Origin of the sequence: Herbaspirillum sp., assembly GCF_017744395.1 — a bacterium.
Taxonomy (GTDB): Bacteria; Pseudomonadota; Gammaproteobacteria; order Burkholderiales; family Burkholderiaceae_D; genus Herbaspirillum.
On sequence record NZ_JAGIBI010000006.1, the window covers coordinates 449,192 to 463,436 of the forward strand.

Consider the following 14,245-nt stretch of genomic DNA (forward strand, 5'->3'; position numbering starts at 1 on the left):
AGTCTAACTTTTAGTTATTTAGGCGGGAAGTTCTTATTTGTTTTTTGCTTATGAGGAAAAACGATTAAGGAAATAGCCGTTATATGGCATGCAATGCCAGGCGCAGGAAGGCGGATCAGCCGGCGGCATCGGCCGCCAGCACCTGGCGAATCGCCGCCACTACATAATCGATCTCGGCCTCGGTGGTGCCGCGGCCGAGCGAAAAGCGCACCGCGTTGCGGGCCACTTCGGGCGAACGGCCGATCGCCAGCAGCACGAAGGACGGCAGGGCGGCGGCCGAGTTGCAGGCCGAGCCGGCCGACACCGCGATGCCGAGCAACTGGCTGGCCAGCGTGCCGTAGCGGGTGGGCGGGAAGCTGACGTTGAGGTTGTGCGGCACGCGATTGACCGCGCAGCCGTTCAGCTGCACGCCGGGCAGGCCGTTGATGCCGGCCCACAGGCGGTCGCGCAGGGCGCGGATGCGCGCGCTTTCTTCGGCCAGCAGCTTGCCGGCCAGCTCGAACGCCTCGCCCATGCCGACGATCTGGTGCGTGGCCAGCGTGCCGGAGCGCATGCCGTTTTCGTGGCCGCCGCCGTCGATCTGGGCTTCCAGTTTCAGTTCGGGATTGTGGCGCACGTACAGCGCGCCGACGCCCTTGGGGCCGTAGACCTTGTGCGCGGAGACCGACATCAGGTCGACCTTGAGGCTGGCCAGGTCGATGGCGACCTTGCCGGTCGCCTGCACCGCGTCCACATGGAAGACGATGCCGCGCGCGGCGCAGATCTCGCCCAGCTCGGCGATCGGCTGGATTACGCCGATCTCGTTGTTTACATACATCACCGACGCCAGGATGGTGTCCGGGCGCAGCGCGGCGCAGAACTGTTCCGGCGTGACCAGGCCGTCTTCCCCCGGCTGCAGGAAGGTCACTTCGAAGCCGGCACGCTCCAGCGTGTGCATGGTGTCCAGCACCGCCTTGTGCTCGGTGGCCACGGTAACCAGGTGGCGGCCCTTGCCCTTGCCGGCCAGCGCCTGGGCCGTGCCCTTGATGGCCAGGTTGTTCGATTCGGTCGCGCCCGAAGTCCAGACGATCTCGCCGGGCTGCGCGCCCAGCAGGCCGGCCACCTGCGCGCGCGCCTTTTCCACGGCGCGCTTGGCTTCCCAGCCGAACGGGTGGGAGCTGCTGGCGGCGTTGCCGAATTTCTCGGTAAGGAAGTCGCACATGATCCGGGCCACCTGGGGATCGACCGGCGTGGTCGCGCCGTAGTCCAGGTAAATGGGGAAAGCCAGGTCGGCAGGCGGTCGGCAGGGAGCAGGGGCGTTCATGGCGGCGAATTCAGGAAGTCCAGGGAAAAGCGGTGCCGGCATTCGCCGCTACACCGAGTTTTGTCTGAAAGGCAATGCGAAACGGAAAAATGGCAAAAATGGCAAGCCAGGCAGGAAGTATGGCCAATTCCCGGTCGGCCTGGCACTTCCTGCATTTGCTTATACAAAATTATTATACTGAAATAGAATAAATACAAACCTATAATTCGAAAATCATATGCATGGATCTTGACCCGGGACATTGATGGATCTCAACCAGCTGGAAGCTTTTGCGGCAGTCATGACGATCGGCAGCGTTACCGGCGCCGGGCGCAGCCTTGGCCGTTCGCAGCCGGCCATCAGCAAGGCCATCGGCGACCTGGAGGCGGAACTGGGCTATGCGTTGTTCGACCGCAACGGGCCGCGCGTGACGCCCACCGGCAAGGCTTTCCTGCTGTACGAAGAGGTGGAGCGTTCGCTGGTCGGCTTGCGCAGCATCCGCGAACGCGCCGCCGAGATCGGCCGCGAAGAGGCGCAGCCGGTGCACCTGGTGGCGACCCCGGCGCTGGCCTCGACCATCGCCCCGGCCGCCTTGAAATTGCTGGCGCAGGGCCAGGCGGCATTTCCCGAACATATCCACTTGCGCAGCGCCTCGGCCGAACAGGTGGTGCACGCGGTGCTGCACCGTACCGTCAGCCTGGGCCTGACCAGCCTGCCGGTGGCGCACCGCGGGCTGGATCTGCACTGGATCGGCGAGGCGCCCTGCGTGGCGGTGATGCGCGCCGACCATCCGCTGGCCCAAAAGGACAAGATCACGCGCGCGGCCCTGCGCGGCGAACGTGTGATCACCATGTCCAACCGCTACCGCCTGCGCCAGCGCATCGAAACCGCGCTGGGCGCCGGCGGCCCGCTGGAAGTGGCGATCGATACCAATACCTCCTTCAACGCCATCATGGCCGCGCATGCAGGCCTGGGAGTGGCGCTGGTGGAGCCGATCACGGCGCTGGGCATGCCCATCGAGGGGCTGGTGGCCAGGCCGCTGGCGGTGGATATCCCGTTTTATTTCGGCGTGGTGACGCCGTTCGGCCGGCCGGTCGAAGGCACCACGCTGGCGCTGATCGACGCGGTCGAAACCGCGGCGCGCCATATCCTGCACGGCTTCGTCAAACGCGACGCGGCCGAGCATGACGAATTGCTGTAACCGATTTTTGGAAGGGGGAGACACATGCCGAATACGGAATCGACCGCTGCCGCGCCGCAGGGCCTGGCCGCGCTGGAAGCGCGCCTGCGCCAGGACCTCGAATGGCTGGCGCTGCCCGGCAAGGCGTGGACGCCGCAGACCGAGCGCGACGGCAGGGCGGTGGTCGACGTGGCCATCATCGGCGGCGGCCAGGCCGGCATGGCGGCTTCGGTGGCCCTGAGCCACCTGGGCATCCCCAACGTCATTTACGATCGTTCTCCCAAGGACTTCGAAGGCCCCTGGGCCACTACCGCGCGCATGGAAACGCTGCGCTCGCCCAAGACCCTGACCGGCCCCGCGCTGGGCTTCCCGGCGCTGACCTTCCGCGCCTGGTTCGAGGCGCAGTTCGGCGCGCAGGCCTGGGAAGAACTGGACAAGATCCCGCGCCTGCAGTGGATGGATTACCTGCGCTGGTTCCGCCGCGTGATGAACCTGGATGTGCGCAACGAACACCGCGTGCTGGCCGTGCTGCCGCGCGCCGATGGCGTGGTGGAACTCAAGCTGGCCTCGCCGCAGGGCGAATCCTCGGTGCTGGCGCGCCGCGTGGTGCTGGCCACCGGCCGCGACGGCCTGGGCGGTCCCTACCTGCCGCCGCTGGTGGACAAGCTGTCGCGCGCACGCTGGGCGCATTCGTCCGACGTGCTCGATTACGCCACGCTCAAGGGCAAGCGCGTGGGCGTGGTCGGCGGCGGCTCGTCGGCCATGGACAGCGCGGCCACCGCGCTGGAAGCGGGTGCAGTACGGGTCGACCTGCTGATCCGCCGCAAGGAACTGCCGCGCGTCAACAAGGGCAAGGGTTCGGGCAACCCGGGCCTGGTCAACGGCCACCAGCACCTGCCGGACGAATGGAAATGGCGCATCCGCCACTACGTCAACGTGCAGCAGGTGCCGCCGCCGTCGGGCAGCACCCGCCGCGTGTCGCGCTTCGCCAACTCGCGCTTCCTGCTCGGCACCGCCATCAAGGATGTGGCCGTGCAGCCGGACGGCACGCTGCGCCTGGAGACCAACCGCGGCCCGCTGGATCTCGACTTCCTGTTCTTCTCCACCGGTTTCCGGATCGACTGGAGCGTGCGTCCCGAATTCGCCGCCATTTCCCAGCACATCCTGACCTGGAACGAGCGCTACACGCCGCCGGCCGGCGACGAAGACGCCGAGCTGTCCGATTCGCCTTACCTCGGCCCGGCTTTCGAGTTCCAGGAAAAGACCCCCGGCGCGCTGCCCGGCCTGGAGCGCGTGCATTGCTTCTGCTATCCGGCCGCGGCCAGCCACGGCACCGTCTCCGGCGACATCCCGGCCATCAGCGACGGCGCCTACCGCCTGGCGCAGGGCATCGCTTCGCTGCTGTACGGCGAGGATGTGGAATACCATTACCGCAACCTGGAGGCCTACGAAGAACCCGAACTGGTCGGCGACGAGTGGACGCCGTCGGAATGGGAGTTGCCGGGATGACCATCGCCATCGCAAAGAGCTTGCTGCAGGCGCTGATGGTGGTGCTGCTGATGACGGTGATCGTCTTCTTCGGCCTGCACCTGATCGGCAATCCGGTCGATATCCTGATCGGCCAGGACGTCGACCAGGTCGACCGCCTGCGCATCATCAAGGAGCTGGGGCTGGACCAGCCGATCTGGCGCCAGTACCTGGCCTTCCTCAACGGCGCGCTGCACGGCAACCTGGGCAACAGCTTCGTCTACAACTCGCCGGCCATCCTGCTGATCTTCCAGCGCCTGCCGGCCACGCTGGAGCTGGCGTTCGCGGCGCTGATCCTGGCCGTGCTGGTGGGCATCCCGCTGGGCCTGTTCGCCGGCATGAAGCCCAACCATCCGTTCTCGCGGCTGGTAATGACGAGCAGCATCTTCGGTTTTTCCCTGCCCACGTTCTGGATCGGCCTGATGCTGATCATGGCCTTCTCGGTCACGCTGGGCTGGCTGCCATCCGGCGGGCGCGGCCAGACCGCCGAACTGTTCGGCATCCAATGGTCGTGGCTGACCTCCGACGGCTGGCGCCACATGATCCTGCCGGCGCTCAACCTGTCGCTGTTCAAGATTTCGCTGGTGATCCGCCTGACCCGCGCCAACGTGCGCGAGGTGCTGCCGATGGACTACGTCAAGTTCGCCCGCGCCAAGGGCCTGGCCCCGGCGCGCGTGGTGCTGATGTACGTGCTGCGCAATACGCTGATCCCGCTGGTGACGGTGCTGGGGCTGGAGTTCGGCTCCACCATCGCGTTCGCGGTGGTGACCGAGAGCATCTTCGCCTGGCCCGGCGCCGGCAAGCTGATCCTGGACAGCATCAACGCATTGGACCGCCCGGTGATCGTGGCTTACCTGATGGTGATCGTGTGCATGTTCGTCGCCATCAACCTGGTGGTGGACGTGCTCTACAAGATTCTTGACCCGCGCGTGCGGGTGGAGGCGAGGGCATGAGCGCGCCGGAACCAATCATGACGCAGGAACAGGTGCGCGCGCGCATCGCTGAACTGTCCGCCTTCACGGCGCCGCGCCGCGAGTCGCCCTGGCGCCGCGTGGTGCGCCATTTCATCGCCTCGAAGTCGGCCATGCTGGGCCTGGCCGTGGTGCTGCTGCTGGTGATCGCCGCCATCGCCGCGCCCTGGATCACGCCGCAGAACCCGTACGACCTGATGCAGCTCGACGTGCTGGATGCGCGCCTGCATCCCGGCACGGCCAACGGCGCCGGCACCTTCACCTATTGGCTGGGCACCGACGGCCAGGGCCGCGACCTGGTGTCGGCGATCCTGTACGGCCTGCGCATCAGCGTGGGCATCGGCGTCGGTTCGGCGCTGATCGCCGGCATCATCGGCACGCTGGTGGGCTTGCTGGCGGCTTATGCCGGCGGCAAGGTCGATACGCTCCTGATGCGCCTGGCCGACCTGGTGCTGTCGTTCCCCTCGATCCTGGTGGCGATGCTGATCCTGGCCTATGTCGGCAAGGGCATCATGAACGTGATGGTGACGCTGGTGGTGCTGGAGTGGGCCTACTACGCCCGCACCGCGCGCGGCCAGGCGCTGGTCGAGCGCCAGAAGGAATACGTGGAGGCGGCGCGCGGGCTGAACCTGTCGGCGTGGCGCATCATGGTGCGCCATATCCTGCCCAATTGCCTGCCGCCGCTGATCGTGATCGGCACGCTGCAGGTGGCGCGCGCGATCACGCTGGAGGCGACCTTGTCCTTCCTCGGCCTGGGCGTGCCCATTACCGAACCGTCGCTGGGCCTGCTGATTTCCAACGGCTACCAATACATGCTGTCGGGCGAATACTGGATCAGCTTCTATCCCGGCATCACGCTCTTGGTGGTGATCGTGGCCATCAACCTGGTAGGCGACCGCCTGCGCGACATCCTGAATCCGAGGTGGCAGAAGTGAGCGCGCCGAACCTTCCCCCTACATTGGAAGTGCGCAAGCTGCGCACCCATTTCTTCACTCCCGACGGCGTGCTGCCGGCGGTGGACGATGTTTCGCTGTCGGTCGGCCGCGGCCGCATCCTCGGCCTGGTGGGCGAATCCGGCTCGGGCAAGAGCGTCACCGGCTTCTCCATCCTCGGCATGGTCGATGCGCCGGGCCGCATCGTCGGCGGCGAGATCCTGTTCCAGGGGCGCGACCTGGTGCAGATGAGCCGTACCGAATTGCGCGAGCTGCAGGGCAACCGCATCGCCATGATCTTCCAGGACCCGATGATGACGCTCAACCCGGTGTTGAAGGTCGAAGCGCAGATGGTCGATGCCGTGCTGGCGCACAGCAAGGTCGGCCGCCAGGCCGCGCGCGAACTGGCGCGCGACACGCTGGGCATGATGGGCATCGCCAGCCCGGAAGAACGCTTGCAGGCGTATCCGCACCAGTTGTCCGGCGGCATGCGCCAGCGCGTGGCGATCGCCATCGCGCTGCTGCACAAGCCCGACCTGATCATCGCCGACGAACCGACCACGGCGCTGGACGTCACCATCCAGGCGCAGATCCTGTCGGAAGTGCAGAAGCTGGCGCGCCAGCATGGCACCTCGCTGATCTGGATCACCCACGACCTGTCGGTGGTGGCCGGCCTGGCCGACGAAGTGGCGGTGATGTACGCCGGACGCATCGTCGAGCAGGGCGCGGTCGATGCCGTGCTGGATGCGCCGCTGCATCCCTACACGCAAGGCCTGATCGGCAGCCTGCCCAGCAACAACCGGCGCGGCAGCCGCCTGCGCCAGATCCCGGGGATGACGCCCAACCTGCTGCACCTGCCGCCGACCTGCGCCTTCGCCGCGCGCTGCGAGCGGGTCAGCCAGCAATGCCTGACGGCGCCCGCGCTGAGCGAGCCGCTGGCCGGCCGCCTGGTGCGCTGCTTCCATCCGGCGCAATATGAATCGAAGGTGCCTCAACATGCATGATGTGCAACACAAGGCCGTTCCCATCATCGAAACGCGCGGCGTCAGCAAGCGCTTCGGCGAACGCCGCGACGGCTGGCTGGCGCGCCAGTTGCAGCAGCGCGGCTGGACGCGCGCGCCGGCCGTCACGCGCGCGCTGGACAACGTCGACCTCAAGGTCATGCCGGGCGAAGTGGTGGGGCTGGTGGGCGAGTCCGGCTGCGGCAAGTCGACGCTGGGCCGCATCGCCTGCGGCCTGCTCGATCCATCCGACGGCCAGGCGCTGGTCGGCGGGCGCGACCGCGCCGCGCTCACCGGCGCCGAGCGCGAGGCGGCCCGGCTGGATGTGCAGATGATCTTCCAGAACCCCTACGCCAGCCTCAACCCGCGCCTGCGCATCGACCAGATCGTCGGCGAGGCGGCGCAGGTCAACGGCAAGGTCGAGGGCGACCTGGACGACTACGTGTGCCGCCAGCTGCTGCGCGCCGGCCTCGATCCGGCGCTGCGCGACCGCTATCCGCACCAGTTCTCCGGCGGCCAGCGCCAGCGCATCGGCATCGCCCGCGCACTGGCGGTGCAGCCGCGCATGCTGGTGTGCGACGAGGCGGTGGCGGCGCTGGACGTATCGATCCAGGCGCAGATCCTGAACCTGTTCGCCGACCTGCGCGAGCAGCTCGGCCTGACCTACCTGTTCATCAGCCACGACCTGGGCGTGGTGGAGCACGTCTCCGACCGCGTGGTGATCATGTACCTGGGGCGGGTGGTGGAGAGTGCGCCGGTGCAGGAGCTGTTCGGCCATGCCAACCATCCCTACACCCAGGCGCTGCTGGCCGAAGTACCGCGCCTGTCGGCGCGCAAGAAGGAGTTCACGGCGATCAAGGGCGAGATTCCCAGCCCGCTGAACCCGCCTTCCGGCTGCCACTTCAACCCGCGCTGCCCGTACGCCACGCAGCGCTGCCGCGAAGAGGCGCCGGCGCTGAAGGAAATCGCGCCGGGGCACATGAGCGCCTGCCATTTGAATGACGAGACCTGAATACGTATTACCGCAGCAAGAAACAAAGAATCGCCGATTGCTTTCAACCTGACCAGAAACAGAGGAAACAGCACATGAAGAAAACGCTCCTGACCCGCCTGCTGGCGGTCGCCCTGACCGGCGTGGCACTGGCTTCGGCCGCCGACGCCGCCCGCGCGCAGAACCTCAACATCGCCTTCGCCGATCCGCTGTCCTCGCTGGATCCGCAACTGAACAACCACGCCGGCGACCGCTCGGTGGACCTGCATTTCTGGGACCTGCTGGTCGAGAACAACTACAACAAGCTGCAGCCCGGCCTGGCCGTGTCGTGGAAGAACATCGACCCCAAGACCTGGGAGTTCAAGCTGCGCCCCAACGTCAAGTGGCAGGACGGCAAGCCGTTCACCGCCGAGGACGTGATCTTCTCCTACCAGCGCGCGCGCAGCGTGCCGGGCAGCGTGGCGACCTTCGCCGGCTACCTGCGCACGGTGGAGTCAGTCACCGCCAAGGACCCGCTGACGCTGGTGATCAAGACCAACATCCCCAACCCCGACCTGCCGCTGAACCTGGCGTCGGTGCATATCGTCAGCAAGCACGTGGGTGAGAAGTCCTCCACCGAGAACTACAACAGCGGCGCCGCCGTGGTCGGCACCGGCCCCTACAAGTTCGTCTCCTACACCCCGGGCGACCGCGTGGTGATGCAGCGCAACGACGGCTACTGGGGCGGCAAGGCACTGTGGGAGAAGGTCAACTACCGCTACATCAACAACGCCGCCGCGCGCACCGCGGCGCTGCTGTCGGGCGACGTGGACGTGATCGACAAGGTGTCGGTGTCCGACATCGCCAAGCTCAAGCAGTCGCCCAACGTCACGGTCTATCCGTACAACGGCCTGCGGGTGCTGCTGATCCAGCCGACCTTCCATGAAGGCCCGAGCCCGTACATCACCGACAACGCCGGCAAGCAACTGGACAAGAACCCGCTCTTGGACGTGCGCGTGCGCCGCGCCATGTCGCTGGCGATCAACCGCAAGGCGCTGATCGACCGCATCCTGCAGGGCGCGGCCACCGAGGCCAACCAGTGGATGCCGTCCGACACCTTCGGCTACAACCCGGAGATCAAGAACATCCCGTTCGACGCCGCCCAGGCCAAGAAGCTGCTGGCCGACGCCGGCTTCCCGGAAGGCTTCAAGCTGACCATCCACGTGCCTAACGACCGCTACCCGCAAGCGCCGGAAACCATGCAGGCGGTGGCGCAGTTCTGGACCCGCATCGGTATCAAGACCCAGGTCGAGGTATTGCCGTGGGCCTCGTACTCCTCGCGCGCCAACAAGAACGAGTTCGCGGTATCGGTACTGGCATGGGGCAACGGCACCGGCGAAGCCAGCTACGCGCTGGTCAACGTGCTGGGCACGGTCGACGCCAAGAAGGGCATCGGCGCTTCCAACTGGAACCACTACAGCAACCCGGCCGTGGACCGTGCGCTGGCCGACTCCACCGCCGAGTTTGACGCCGCCAAGCGCGAAGCCATCCTGCGCGCCTCGGCCAAGGTGGTGTCGGACGATGTGGGCGTGATCCCGCTGTACCACTACCAGAACATCTGGGCCGCCAAGAAGGGCCTGAAGGTGACGCCGGTCAGCAGCGACCGCACCACCGCCATGATGGTCACCCAGGAAAAGAAGTAAGGCCATGCCGGACTTCTCGATCGCCGTCACCCCGGCCGACGACCTGGTCGACGTGCCGCGCCGCATCGTCGTGCGCGGCGCGGCGCCGGGCGAAACGGTGCGGGTCTCGACATCGACCGTGCGCAACGGCGCCGAGTGGGCCAGCAGCGCCTGCTTCGTCGCCGACGCGCAGGGCGAGGCCGACCTCGCGATGAGCCCCGCCATTGATGGTGACGACTACGGCGACTACCGCGGTATCGACGCGATGGGTTTGCTGTGGTCGCAAAAGCCGCTGCAGGCGGGCAAGCGCGACAACTTCCACGCCGATGTCACGGCGCCGCTGGTCACCGTCATCAAGGCCAGCGGCACGCAGGGCACGGCCGGCGCCGAGCTGGTGCAGCGCCTGGCGGCGGCGGGAGTGACACGGCGCGAAGTGCGCGAGCAAGGCCTGGTCGGCACGCTGTTTTTGCCGGCCACGCCCGGCCCGCATCCGGCGGTGATGATCGTCAACGGCTCGGGCGGCGGCATCAACGAGCCGCGCGCGGCGCTGTATGCCTCGCGCGGTTATGCGGCGTTCGCGCTGGCGTATTTCAAGGCGCCGGGCCTGTCCGACTACATCTCCAACACGCCGCTGGAATACTTCGAGCGCGGCCTCGACTGGCTGCGCGCCGAGGTGCAGCCGCAGGACGGCTTCGTCGCCATCAGCGGCCAGTCGCGCGGCGGCGAGCTGGTGCTGCTGCTGGGTGCGACCTTCCCTCAGAAGGTGTCGGCGGTGCTGGCCTACGTGCCCAGCGCGCTGGTGCACAGCGGCCAGAACGCGGCCGATCCGGTGGTGGGCAGGGAAGGGCCGACCTGGCTCTTGCGCGGCCAGCCCTTGCCGCACCAGTGGGAAGGCAACCGCACCGCCAGCTGGAAGCCCTTCGACGAAGGCCCGTCGCCGCATCGCCACGAACTGGCGATGCTGACCGCGCTGCAGGATGAGGAAGCCGTGGCGCGCGCCCGCATCCCGGTGGAATGCATCCGGGCGCCGGTGCTGCTGCTGTCGGCCACCGACGACGGCTCCTGGCCTTCCAGCGTGTATTGCCGCATGGTCAGCGACAAGCTGGCCGAGGTGAAGCATGCCTGGCCGGTGGTGTGGCGCGACTATGCCAACGCCGGGCATTCGATCCTGTTCCCGTTCGTGCCGACCACCCAGACGACCTACGCGCACCCGGTCTCGGGCCGCATCAGCACCGGCGGCGGCGAACCCGCGGCCAATGCCCGCGCCGACCTCGATTCATGGCAGCACGCGCAGCGCTTCCTGCGCGATGCCGTCTCCCAACACCAGCTCCGAAAGGAAAACCCATGAGCACTCCCGTCTACGACATCGGCCACGATGTCATCGACCAGCTGGCCGGCCTGGAACCCGGCAGTCCGCTGTATGCACTGCGCCACCAGCGCGACAAGGTCGCCGCCGCCAGCCAGGGCAGCTACGACACCCTGTTCGATCCCGCGCTGGAAGGCATCGGTCTGGACGAGCGCCTGCTGGTCGCGCTGTACGCCTGCCGCCTGGCCGGCGCCGCCGACCTGGCCGGGCACTACCGCGCGCGCCTGCAGGCGCTGCCTGCCGACGCGGCGCAACTGGCCGCCGCCGACAGCGGCGAGCCGGAGCAACTCCCGGAAGGCCGCCTGCGCGCCATGCTGGTATTCACCCGCGCGCTGACCCAGCGCCCGGTGGAAGGCGACAAGGCCGCCATCGGGAAACTGCCCGCCGCCGGCATCAGCACGCCGGCCGTGGTGGCGCTGTCGCAACTGATCGCATTCATCTCCTACCAGCTGCGCGTGATCGCCGGGCTGAAGGCGATGAAGGCCGCCGCAGCAGTCAACTGAGGAAGGAAACCGACATGAGCAACGTCATCAAATCGCACGGCTTCACCAACGAATCGCTGGACTGGGATGCCTGGCTGGACGTGGTCGCGCTGGAAGACGCCAGCGAAGACCAGATCAAGGTGCTGGAAGAGAGCAACCCGAAAGCCAAGACCTCGGACTACTACCTGTTCCTGGCGCACCAGCCGGACATCCTGCGCCAGCGCTCGGCCGCCTTCAACGCCATCATGTACGCGCCGGGCGGCATGTCGCGCGCCGAGCGCGAGCTGGGTTCGCTGGTGGTCTCGCGCATCAACGGCTGCGTGTATTGCGCGTCGGTGCATGCGCAGCGCTTCGAGCAACTGGCCAAGCGCAACGACACGGTGCAGCAGGTATTCGACAACCCCTACGGCGCGGGCATCGACGCGCGCGAGAAGGCCATCGCCAAGTTCTCGGCCGAGCTGACCGAACAGCCGGACGCGGTCGACGCGGCCAAGATCCAGGCCTTGAAGGACGCCGGCCTGAACGACCTGGAAGTGCTGGACCTGATCCACTCGATCGCCATCTTCGCCTGGGCCAACCGCCTGATGCTGAACCTGGGCGAGCCGGTGTTCCCGGACGGCAGCAAGGCCGAAGCCTGATCTACCCTCATTACAAGCAAAAGGAGACACCATGCAGATTCCCGATCATCTCGTCTATGCGGAAACCCATGAGTGGGTGAGGGTGGAGGACGACGGCACGCTCGCCGTCGGCATCACCGATTTCGGCCAGGAGCAACTGGGGCCGCTGGTGTATGTGGAAATGCCGGCGGTCGGGGTGCTGGTCCGGCGCACCGGCGAATGCGGCATCGTGGAGTCGAACAAGACCGCCTCCGACCTGCATGCGCCGGTGGATGGGGAGATTGTCGCCATCAACGAGGCGCTGGCGGAAACGCCGGATGCCATCAATGACGCGCCCTACGACCAATGGATCTTCAAGATCAGGCCGGCCGTGCCGTTTTCGAAGGAAGGTTTCCTCGACGCGGCCGGTTACCTGAAGCTGATTTCCTGATTCAGTTTCAAGAGGCGGACCGGGCGGCGCGGATATCGAAAGCGCCGCCGGTCTGCGCGCGGTCGCGCAAGGTGACCGCTTGCTTGCCGAGCAGCGGAAACACCAGCTCGGCGAAGCGTATCGACTCTTCCAGGTGCGGATAGCCGGACAGCACGAAGGTGTCCACGCCCAGGTCCGCATATTCCTGCAGCCGCTCGGCCACCGTGGCGGCATCCCCCACCAATGACGTGCCGGCGCCGCCGCGCACCAGTCCCACGCCGGCCCACAGGTTGGGCGCGATCTCAAGCCGGTCGCGCCGGCCGCCGTGCAGCGCGGCCATGCGCTGTTGTCCCACCGAATCCATGCGGGTGTAGTTCTGCTGGGCGCGGGCGATGTCGTCGTCGGTCAGCTTGCTGATCAGGCGCTCGGCATCGGCCCAGGCTTCTTCATTGGTCTCGCGCACGATCACGTGCAGGCGCACGCCGAAGCGCACGGTGCGCCCCTGTTTGGCGGCACGCGCGCGCACGTCGGCGATCTTCTGCGCTACCGCGGCCGGCGGTTCGCCCCAGGTCAGGTAGGCGTCGACGTGCTTGGCGGCCAGGTCGTGGGCGGCATCGGAAGAGCCGCCGAAGTACAGCGGGGGATAGGGCTTTTGCAGCGCGGGGTGGAATACCTGGCCCTGGCGGATGCGGAAGTGCTTGCCTTCGTAGTCCACCGTTTCGCCTTGCAGCAGGCGGCGCCAGATGGTGAGGTATTCGTCGGCGGCTTCGTAGCGTTCGTCGTGTTTCAGGAAGACGCCGTCGGCCTCCAGTTCGGTGGCGTCGCCGCCGGGCACGACGTTGAGCAGCAGGCGGCCGTTCAGGGCCTGGTCCAGCGTGGCGGCCTGGCGCGCCGAGGGGCCGGGGCCGCCGAGCGAAGTGCGCAGCGCTACCAGCAGCTTGATCCTGTGGGTGACCGGGACCAGGCTGGAGGCGACTACCCATGGGTCGAGGCAGGAGGCGCCGGTGGGGATCAGCAGGCCGTCGTAGCCGAGGTTTTCGCTGGTGACGGCGATTTGGCGCATGTAGTCGAGGGTGGGGGCTCTGCCGAAGTCGGAGGTGCCCAGGTAGCGGGTGTCGCCTGAGGTGGGGAGGAACCAGAAGATGTTGAGGGACATGGGGGTGTTTCTTTGTTTGTTCGTTCGATTTTGCTATTAGAGCGCTGTCGGTTTTTTGTGGCTAAGAATGTTTTTGCATTTGCTTAGTTGGTTGGCGTTTTTGGGTAGTCTGGTCTTGCTGCGTGCAGATGTACTGGCTTAATGCTTATCTTTCTCCGGTCGAAGGTGAGCGCCGGGGGCGGCCCGGCAGCCGCTCACTTTTCTTGTCTCGCCAAGAAAAGTAAGCAAAAGAAGGCGACCGCTACTAACCAGCCCCTTCGGGGTTCCCGCCGGAGAGGGCGAAAAAATGGGCAAGGCAGAGTCGCTTCGCTCCGACTGCCTTGCTGATCCATTTTTTCGCCCTCTCCGGCGGCTGGTCAGAAGCGGACTGCGTGTCCGGCTCGCCTTCGGCATTGCGGTGCTTGCTTCTCGCCTGCGGCATAGGTGTTTCTGATCGCTATCGCTTCTGCGTGTCGTCCTGACGAAAGTCAGGACCCAGTGTCGTTAAGACGTCAGCAAATCCTCAGAAGGTAGCAAGCCACGATCCCAATCCCGATGCCGAAGGCGAGGCATTTAAGCATTTCCCCTTGTGGGCCAGCCGTTGGAGCGCCATGAAAAATGGATCAGCGCGGCAGTCGGAGCGAAGCGACTCTGCCGAGCCCATTTTTCATGGCGCTCCAACGGGAACCCC

Annotated in this window: 14 protein-coding genes; 12 read left to right on the forward strand and 2 right to left on the reverse strand. The window is 66.6% G+C overall.

Annotation, left to right across the window (positions count from 1 at the left end; genetic code table 11):
• Window positions 1-115 precede the first annotated feature (115 nt).
• Window positions 116-1,303 (reverse strand): aminotransferase class V-fold PLP-dependent enzyme, encoded by a 1,188-nt coding sequence (locus tag J7548_RS16860; RefSeq protein WP_290976624.1) that lies wholly within the window; start codon window positions 1,301-1,303, stop codon window positions 116-118.
• Between J7548_RS16860 and J7548_RS16865 the strand changes: the two genes are divergently transcribed.
• The 12 genes from J7548_RS16865 (at window position 1,302) to gcvH (ending at window position 12,440) form a co-directional block, all read left to right on the forward strand.
• Window positions 1,302-1,484, forward strand: coding sequence for a hypothetical protein (locus J7548_RS16865; protein ID WP_290976626.1), 183 nt, complete (start codon window positions 1,302-1,304; stop codon window positions 1,482-1,484). The two genes, J7548_RS16860 and J7548_RS16865, sit on opposite strands and share 2 nt — an antisense overlap.
• Before the next feature lie 63 nt (window positions 1,485-1,547).
• Window positions 1,548-2,483, forward strand: coding sequence for a LysR family transcriptional regulator (locus J7548_RS16870; RefSeq protein WP_290976628.1), 936 nt, complete (start codon window positions 1,548-1,550; stop codon window positions 2,481-2,483).
• A 24-nt stretch (window positions 2,484-2,507) separates the two neighbouring features.
• The gene (locus J7548_RS16875; RefSeq protein ID WP_290976631.1) at window positions 2,508-3,971 is read left to right on the forward strand and encodes an NAD(P)/FAD-dependent oxidoreductase; all 1,464 of its coding nucleotides are present in this window, start codon (window positions 2,508-2,510) and stop codon (window positions 3,969-3,971) included.
• On the forward strand, window positions 3,968-4,942 hold the full coding sequence (locus J7548_RS16880) for an ABC transporter permease (RefSeq protein WP_290976633.1): 975 nt from the start codon (window positions 3,968-3,970) through the stop codon (window positions 4,940-4,942). Before J7548_RS16875 ends, J7548_RS16880 begins: the two co-directional genes overlap by 4 nt.
• A 17-nt stretch (window positions 4,943-4,959) precedes the next feature.
• The gene (locus tag J7548_RS16885) at window positions 4,960-5,895 is read left to right on the forward strand and encodes an ABC transporter permease (protein WP_290976636.1); all 936 of its coding nucleotides are present in this window, start codon (window positions 4,960-4,962) and stop codon (window positions 5,893-5,895) included.
• A complete protein-coding gene (locus J7548_RS16890; protein WP_290976639.1) occupies window positions 5,892-6,896 on the forward strand; it encodes an ABC transporter ATP-binding protein in 1,005 nt (334 codons plus the stop codon). The genes J7548_RS16885 and J7548_RS16890 overlap by 4 nt, the downstream gene beginning before the upstream one ends.
• The gene (locus tag J7548_RS16895; protein ID WP_290976641.1) at window positions 6,889-7,905 is read left to right on the forward strand and encodes an oligopeptide/dipeptide ABC transporter ATP-binding protein; all 1,017 of its coding nucleotides are present in this window, start codon (window positions 6,889-6,891) and stop codon (window positions 7,903-7,905) included. Before J7548_RS16890 ends, J7548_RS16895 begins: the two co-directional genes overlap by 8 nt.
• A 74-nt stretch (window positions 7,906-7,979) precedes the next feature.
• Entirely contained in the window at window positions 7,980-9,566 is a 1,587-nt protein-coding gene (locus J7548_RS16900) for an ABC transporter substrate-binding protein (protein ID WP_290976644.1), read from the forward strand.
• Between the two features lie 4 nt (window positions 9,567-9,570).
• Window positions 9,571-10,893, forward strand: a complete 1,323-nt coding sequence (locus J7548_RS16905; protein ID WP_290976647.1) for an acyl-CoA thioester hydrolase/BAAT C-terminal domain-containing protein — start codon at window positions 9,571-9,573, stop codon at window positions 10,891-10,893.
• Window positions 10,890-11,414 carry a CMD domain protein gene (locus tag J7548_RS16910; protein WP_290976650.1) on the forward strand — a complete coding sequence of 175 codons (525 nt, stop codon included), beginning with the start codon at window positions 10,890-10,892 and terminating at the stop codon, window positions 11,412-11,414. The genes J7548_RS16905 and J7548_RS16910 overlap by 4 nt, the downstream gene beginning before the upstream one ends.
• Window positions 11,415-11,428: 14 nt before the next feature.
• Window positions 11,429-12,031, forward strand: a complete 603-nt coding sequence (locus J7548_RS16915) for a peroxidase-related enzyme (protein ID WP_290976652.1) — start codon at window positions 11,429-11,431, stop codon at window positions 12,029-12,031.
• 31 nt (window positions 12,032-12,062) lie between these two features.
• Window positions 12,063-12,440, forward strand: coding sequence for a glycine cleavage system protein GcvH (gene gcvH, locus J7548_RS16920; RefSeq protein ID WP_290976654.1), 378 nt, complete (start codon window positions 12,063-12,065; stop codon window positions 12,438-12,440).
• Window positions 12,441-12,447: 7 nt separating this feature from the next.
• Here gcvH and ssuD read toward each other — a convergent pair whose 3' ends face one another.
• Window positions 12,448-13,575, reverse strand: a complete 1,128-nt coding sequence (ssuD, locus tag J7548_RS16925; RefSeq protein WP_290976656.1) for an FMNH2-dependent alkanesulfonate monooxygenase — start codon at window positions 13,573-13,575, stop codon at window positions 12,448-12,450.
• Window positions 13,576-14,245 lie beyond the last annotated feature (670 nt).

Coding starts and splice junctions, on each gene's coding strand:
- J7548_RS16865 (WP_290976626.1), top strand. CDS start 1,302: ATGGCGGCGAATTCAGGAAGTCCAGGGAAAAGCGGTGCCGGCATTCGC.
- J7548_RS16860 (WP_290976624.1), bottom strand. CDS start 1,303: ATGAACGCCCCTGCTCCCTGCCGACCGCCTGCCGACCTGGCTTTCCCC.
- J7548_RS16870 (WP_290976628.1), top strand. CDS start 1,548: ATGGATCTCAACCAGCTGGAAGCTTTTGCGGCAGTCATGACGATCGGC.
- J7548_RS16875 (WP_290976631.1), top strand. CDS start 2,508: ATGCCGAATACGGAATCGACCGCTGCCGCGCCGCAGGGCCTGGCCGCG.
- J7548_RS16880 (WP_290976633.1), top strand. CDS start 3,968: ATGACCATCGCCATCGCAAAGAGCTTGCTGCAGGCGCTGATGGTGGTG.
- J7548_RS16885 (WP_290976636.1), top strand. CDS start 4,960: ATGACGCAGGAACAGGTGCGCGCGCGCATCGCTGAACTGTCCGCCTTC.
- J7548_RS16895 (WP_290976641.1), top strand. CDS start 6,889: ATGCATGATGTGCAACACAAGGCCGTTCCCATCATCGAAACGCGCGGC.
- J7548_RS16900 (WP_290976644.1), top strand. CDS start 7,980: ATGAAGAAAACGCTCCTGACCCGCCTGCTGGCGGTCGCCCTGACCGGC.
- J7548_RS16905 (WP_290976647.1), top strand. CDS start 9,571: ATGCCGGACTTCTCGATCGCCGTCACCCCGGCCGACGACCTGGTCGAC.
- J7548_RS16910 (WP_290976650.1), top strand. CDS start 10,890: ATGAGCACTCCCGTCTACGACATCGGCCACGATGTCATCGACCAGCTG.
- J7548_RS16915 (WP_290976652.1), top strand. CDS start 11,429: ATGAGCAACGTCATCAAATCGCACGGCTTCACCAACGAATCGCTGGAC.
- gcvH (WP_290976654.1), top strand. CDS start 12,063: ATGCAGATTCCCGATCATCTCGTCTATGCGGAAACCCATGAGTGGGTG.
- ssuD (WP_290976656.1), bottom strand. CDS start 13,575: ATGTCCCTCAACATCTTCTGGTTCCTCCCCACCTCAGGCGACACCCGC.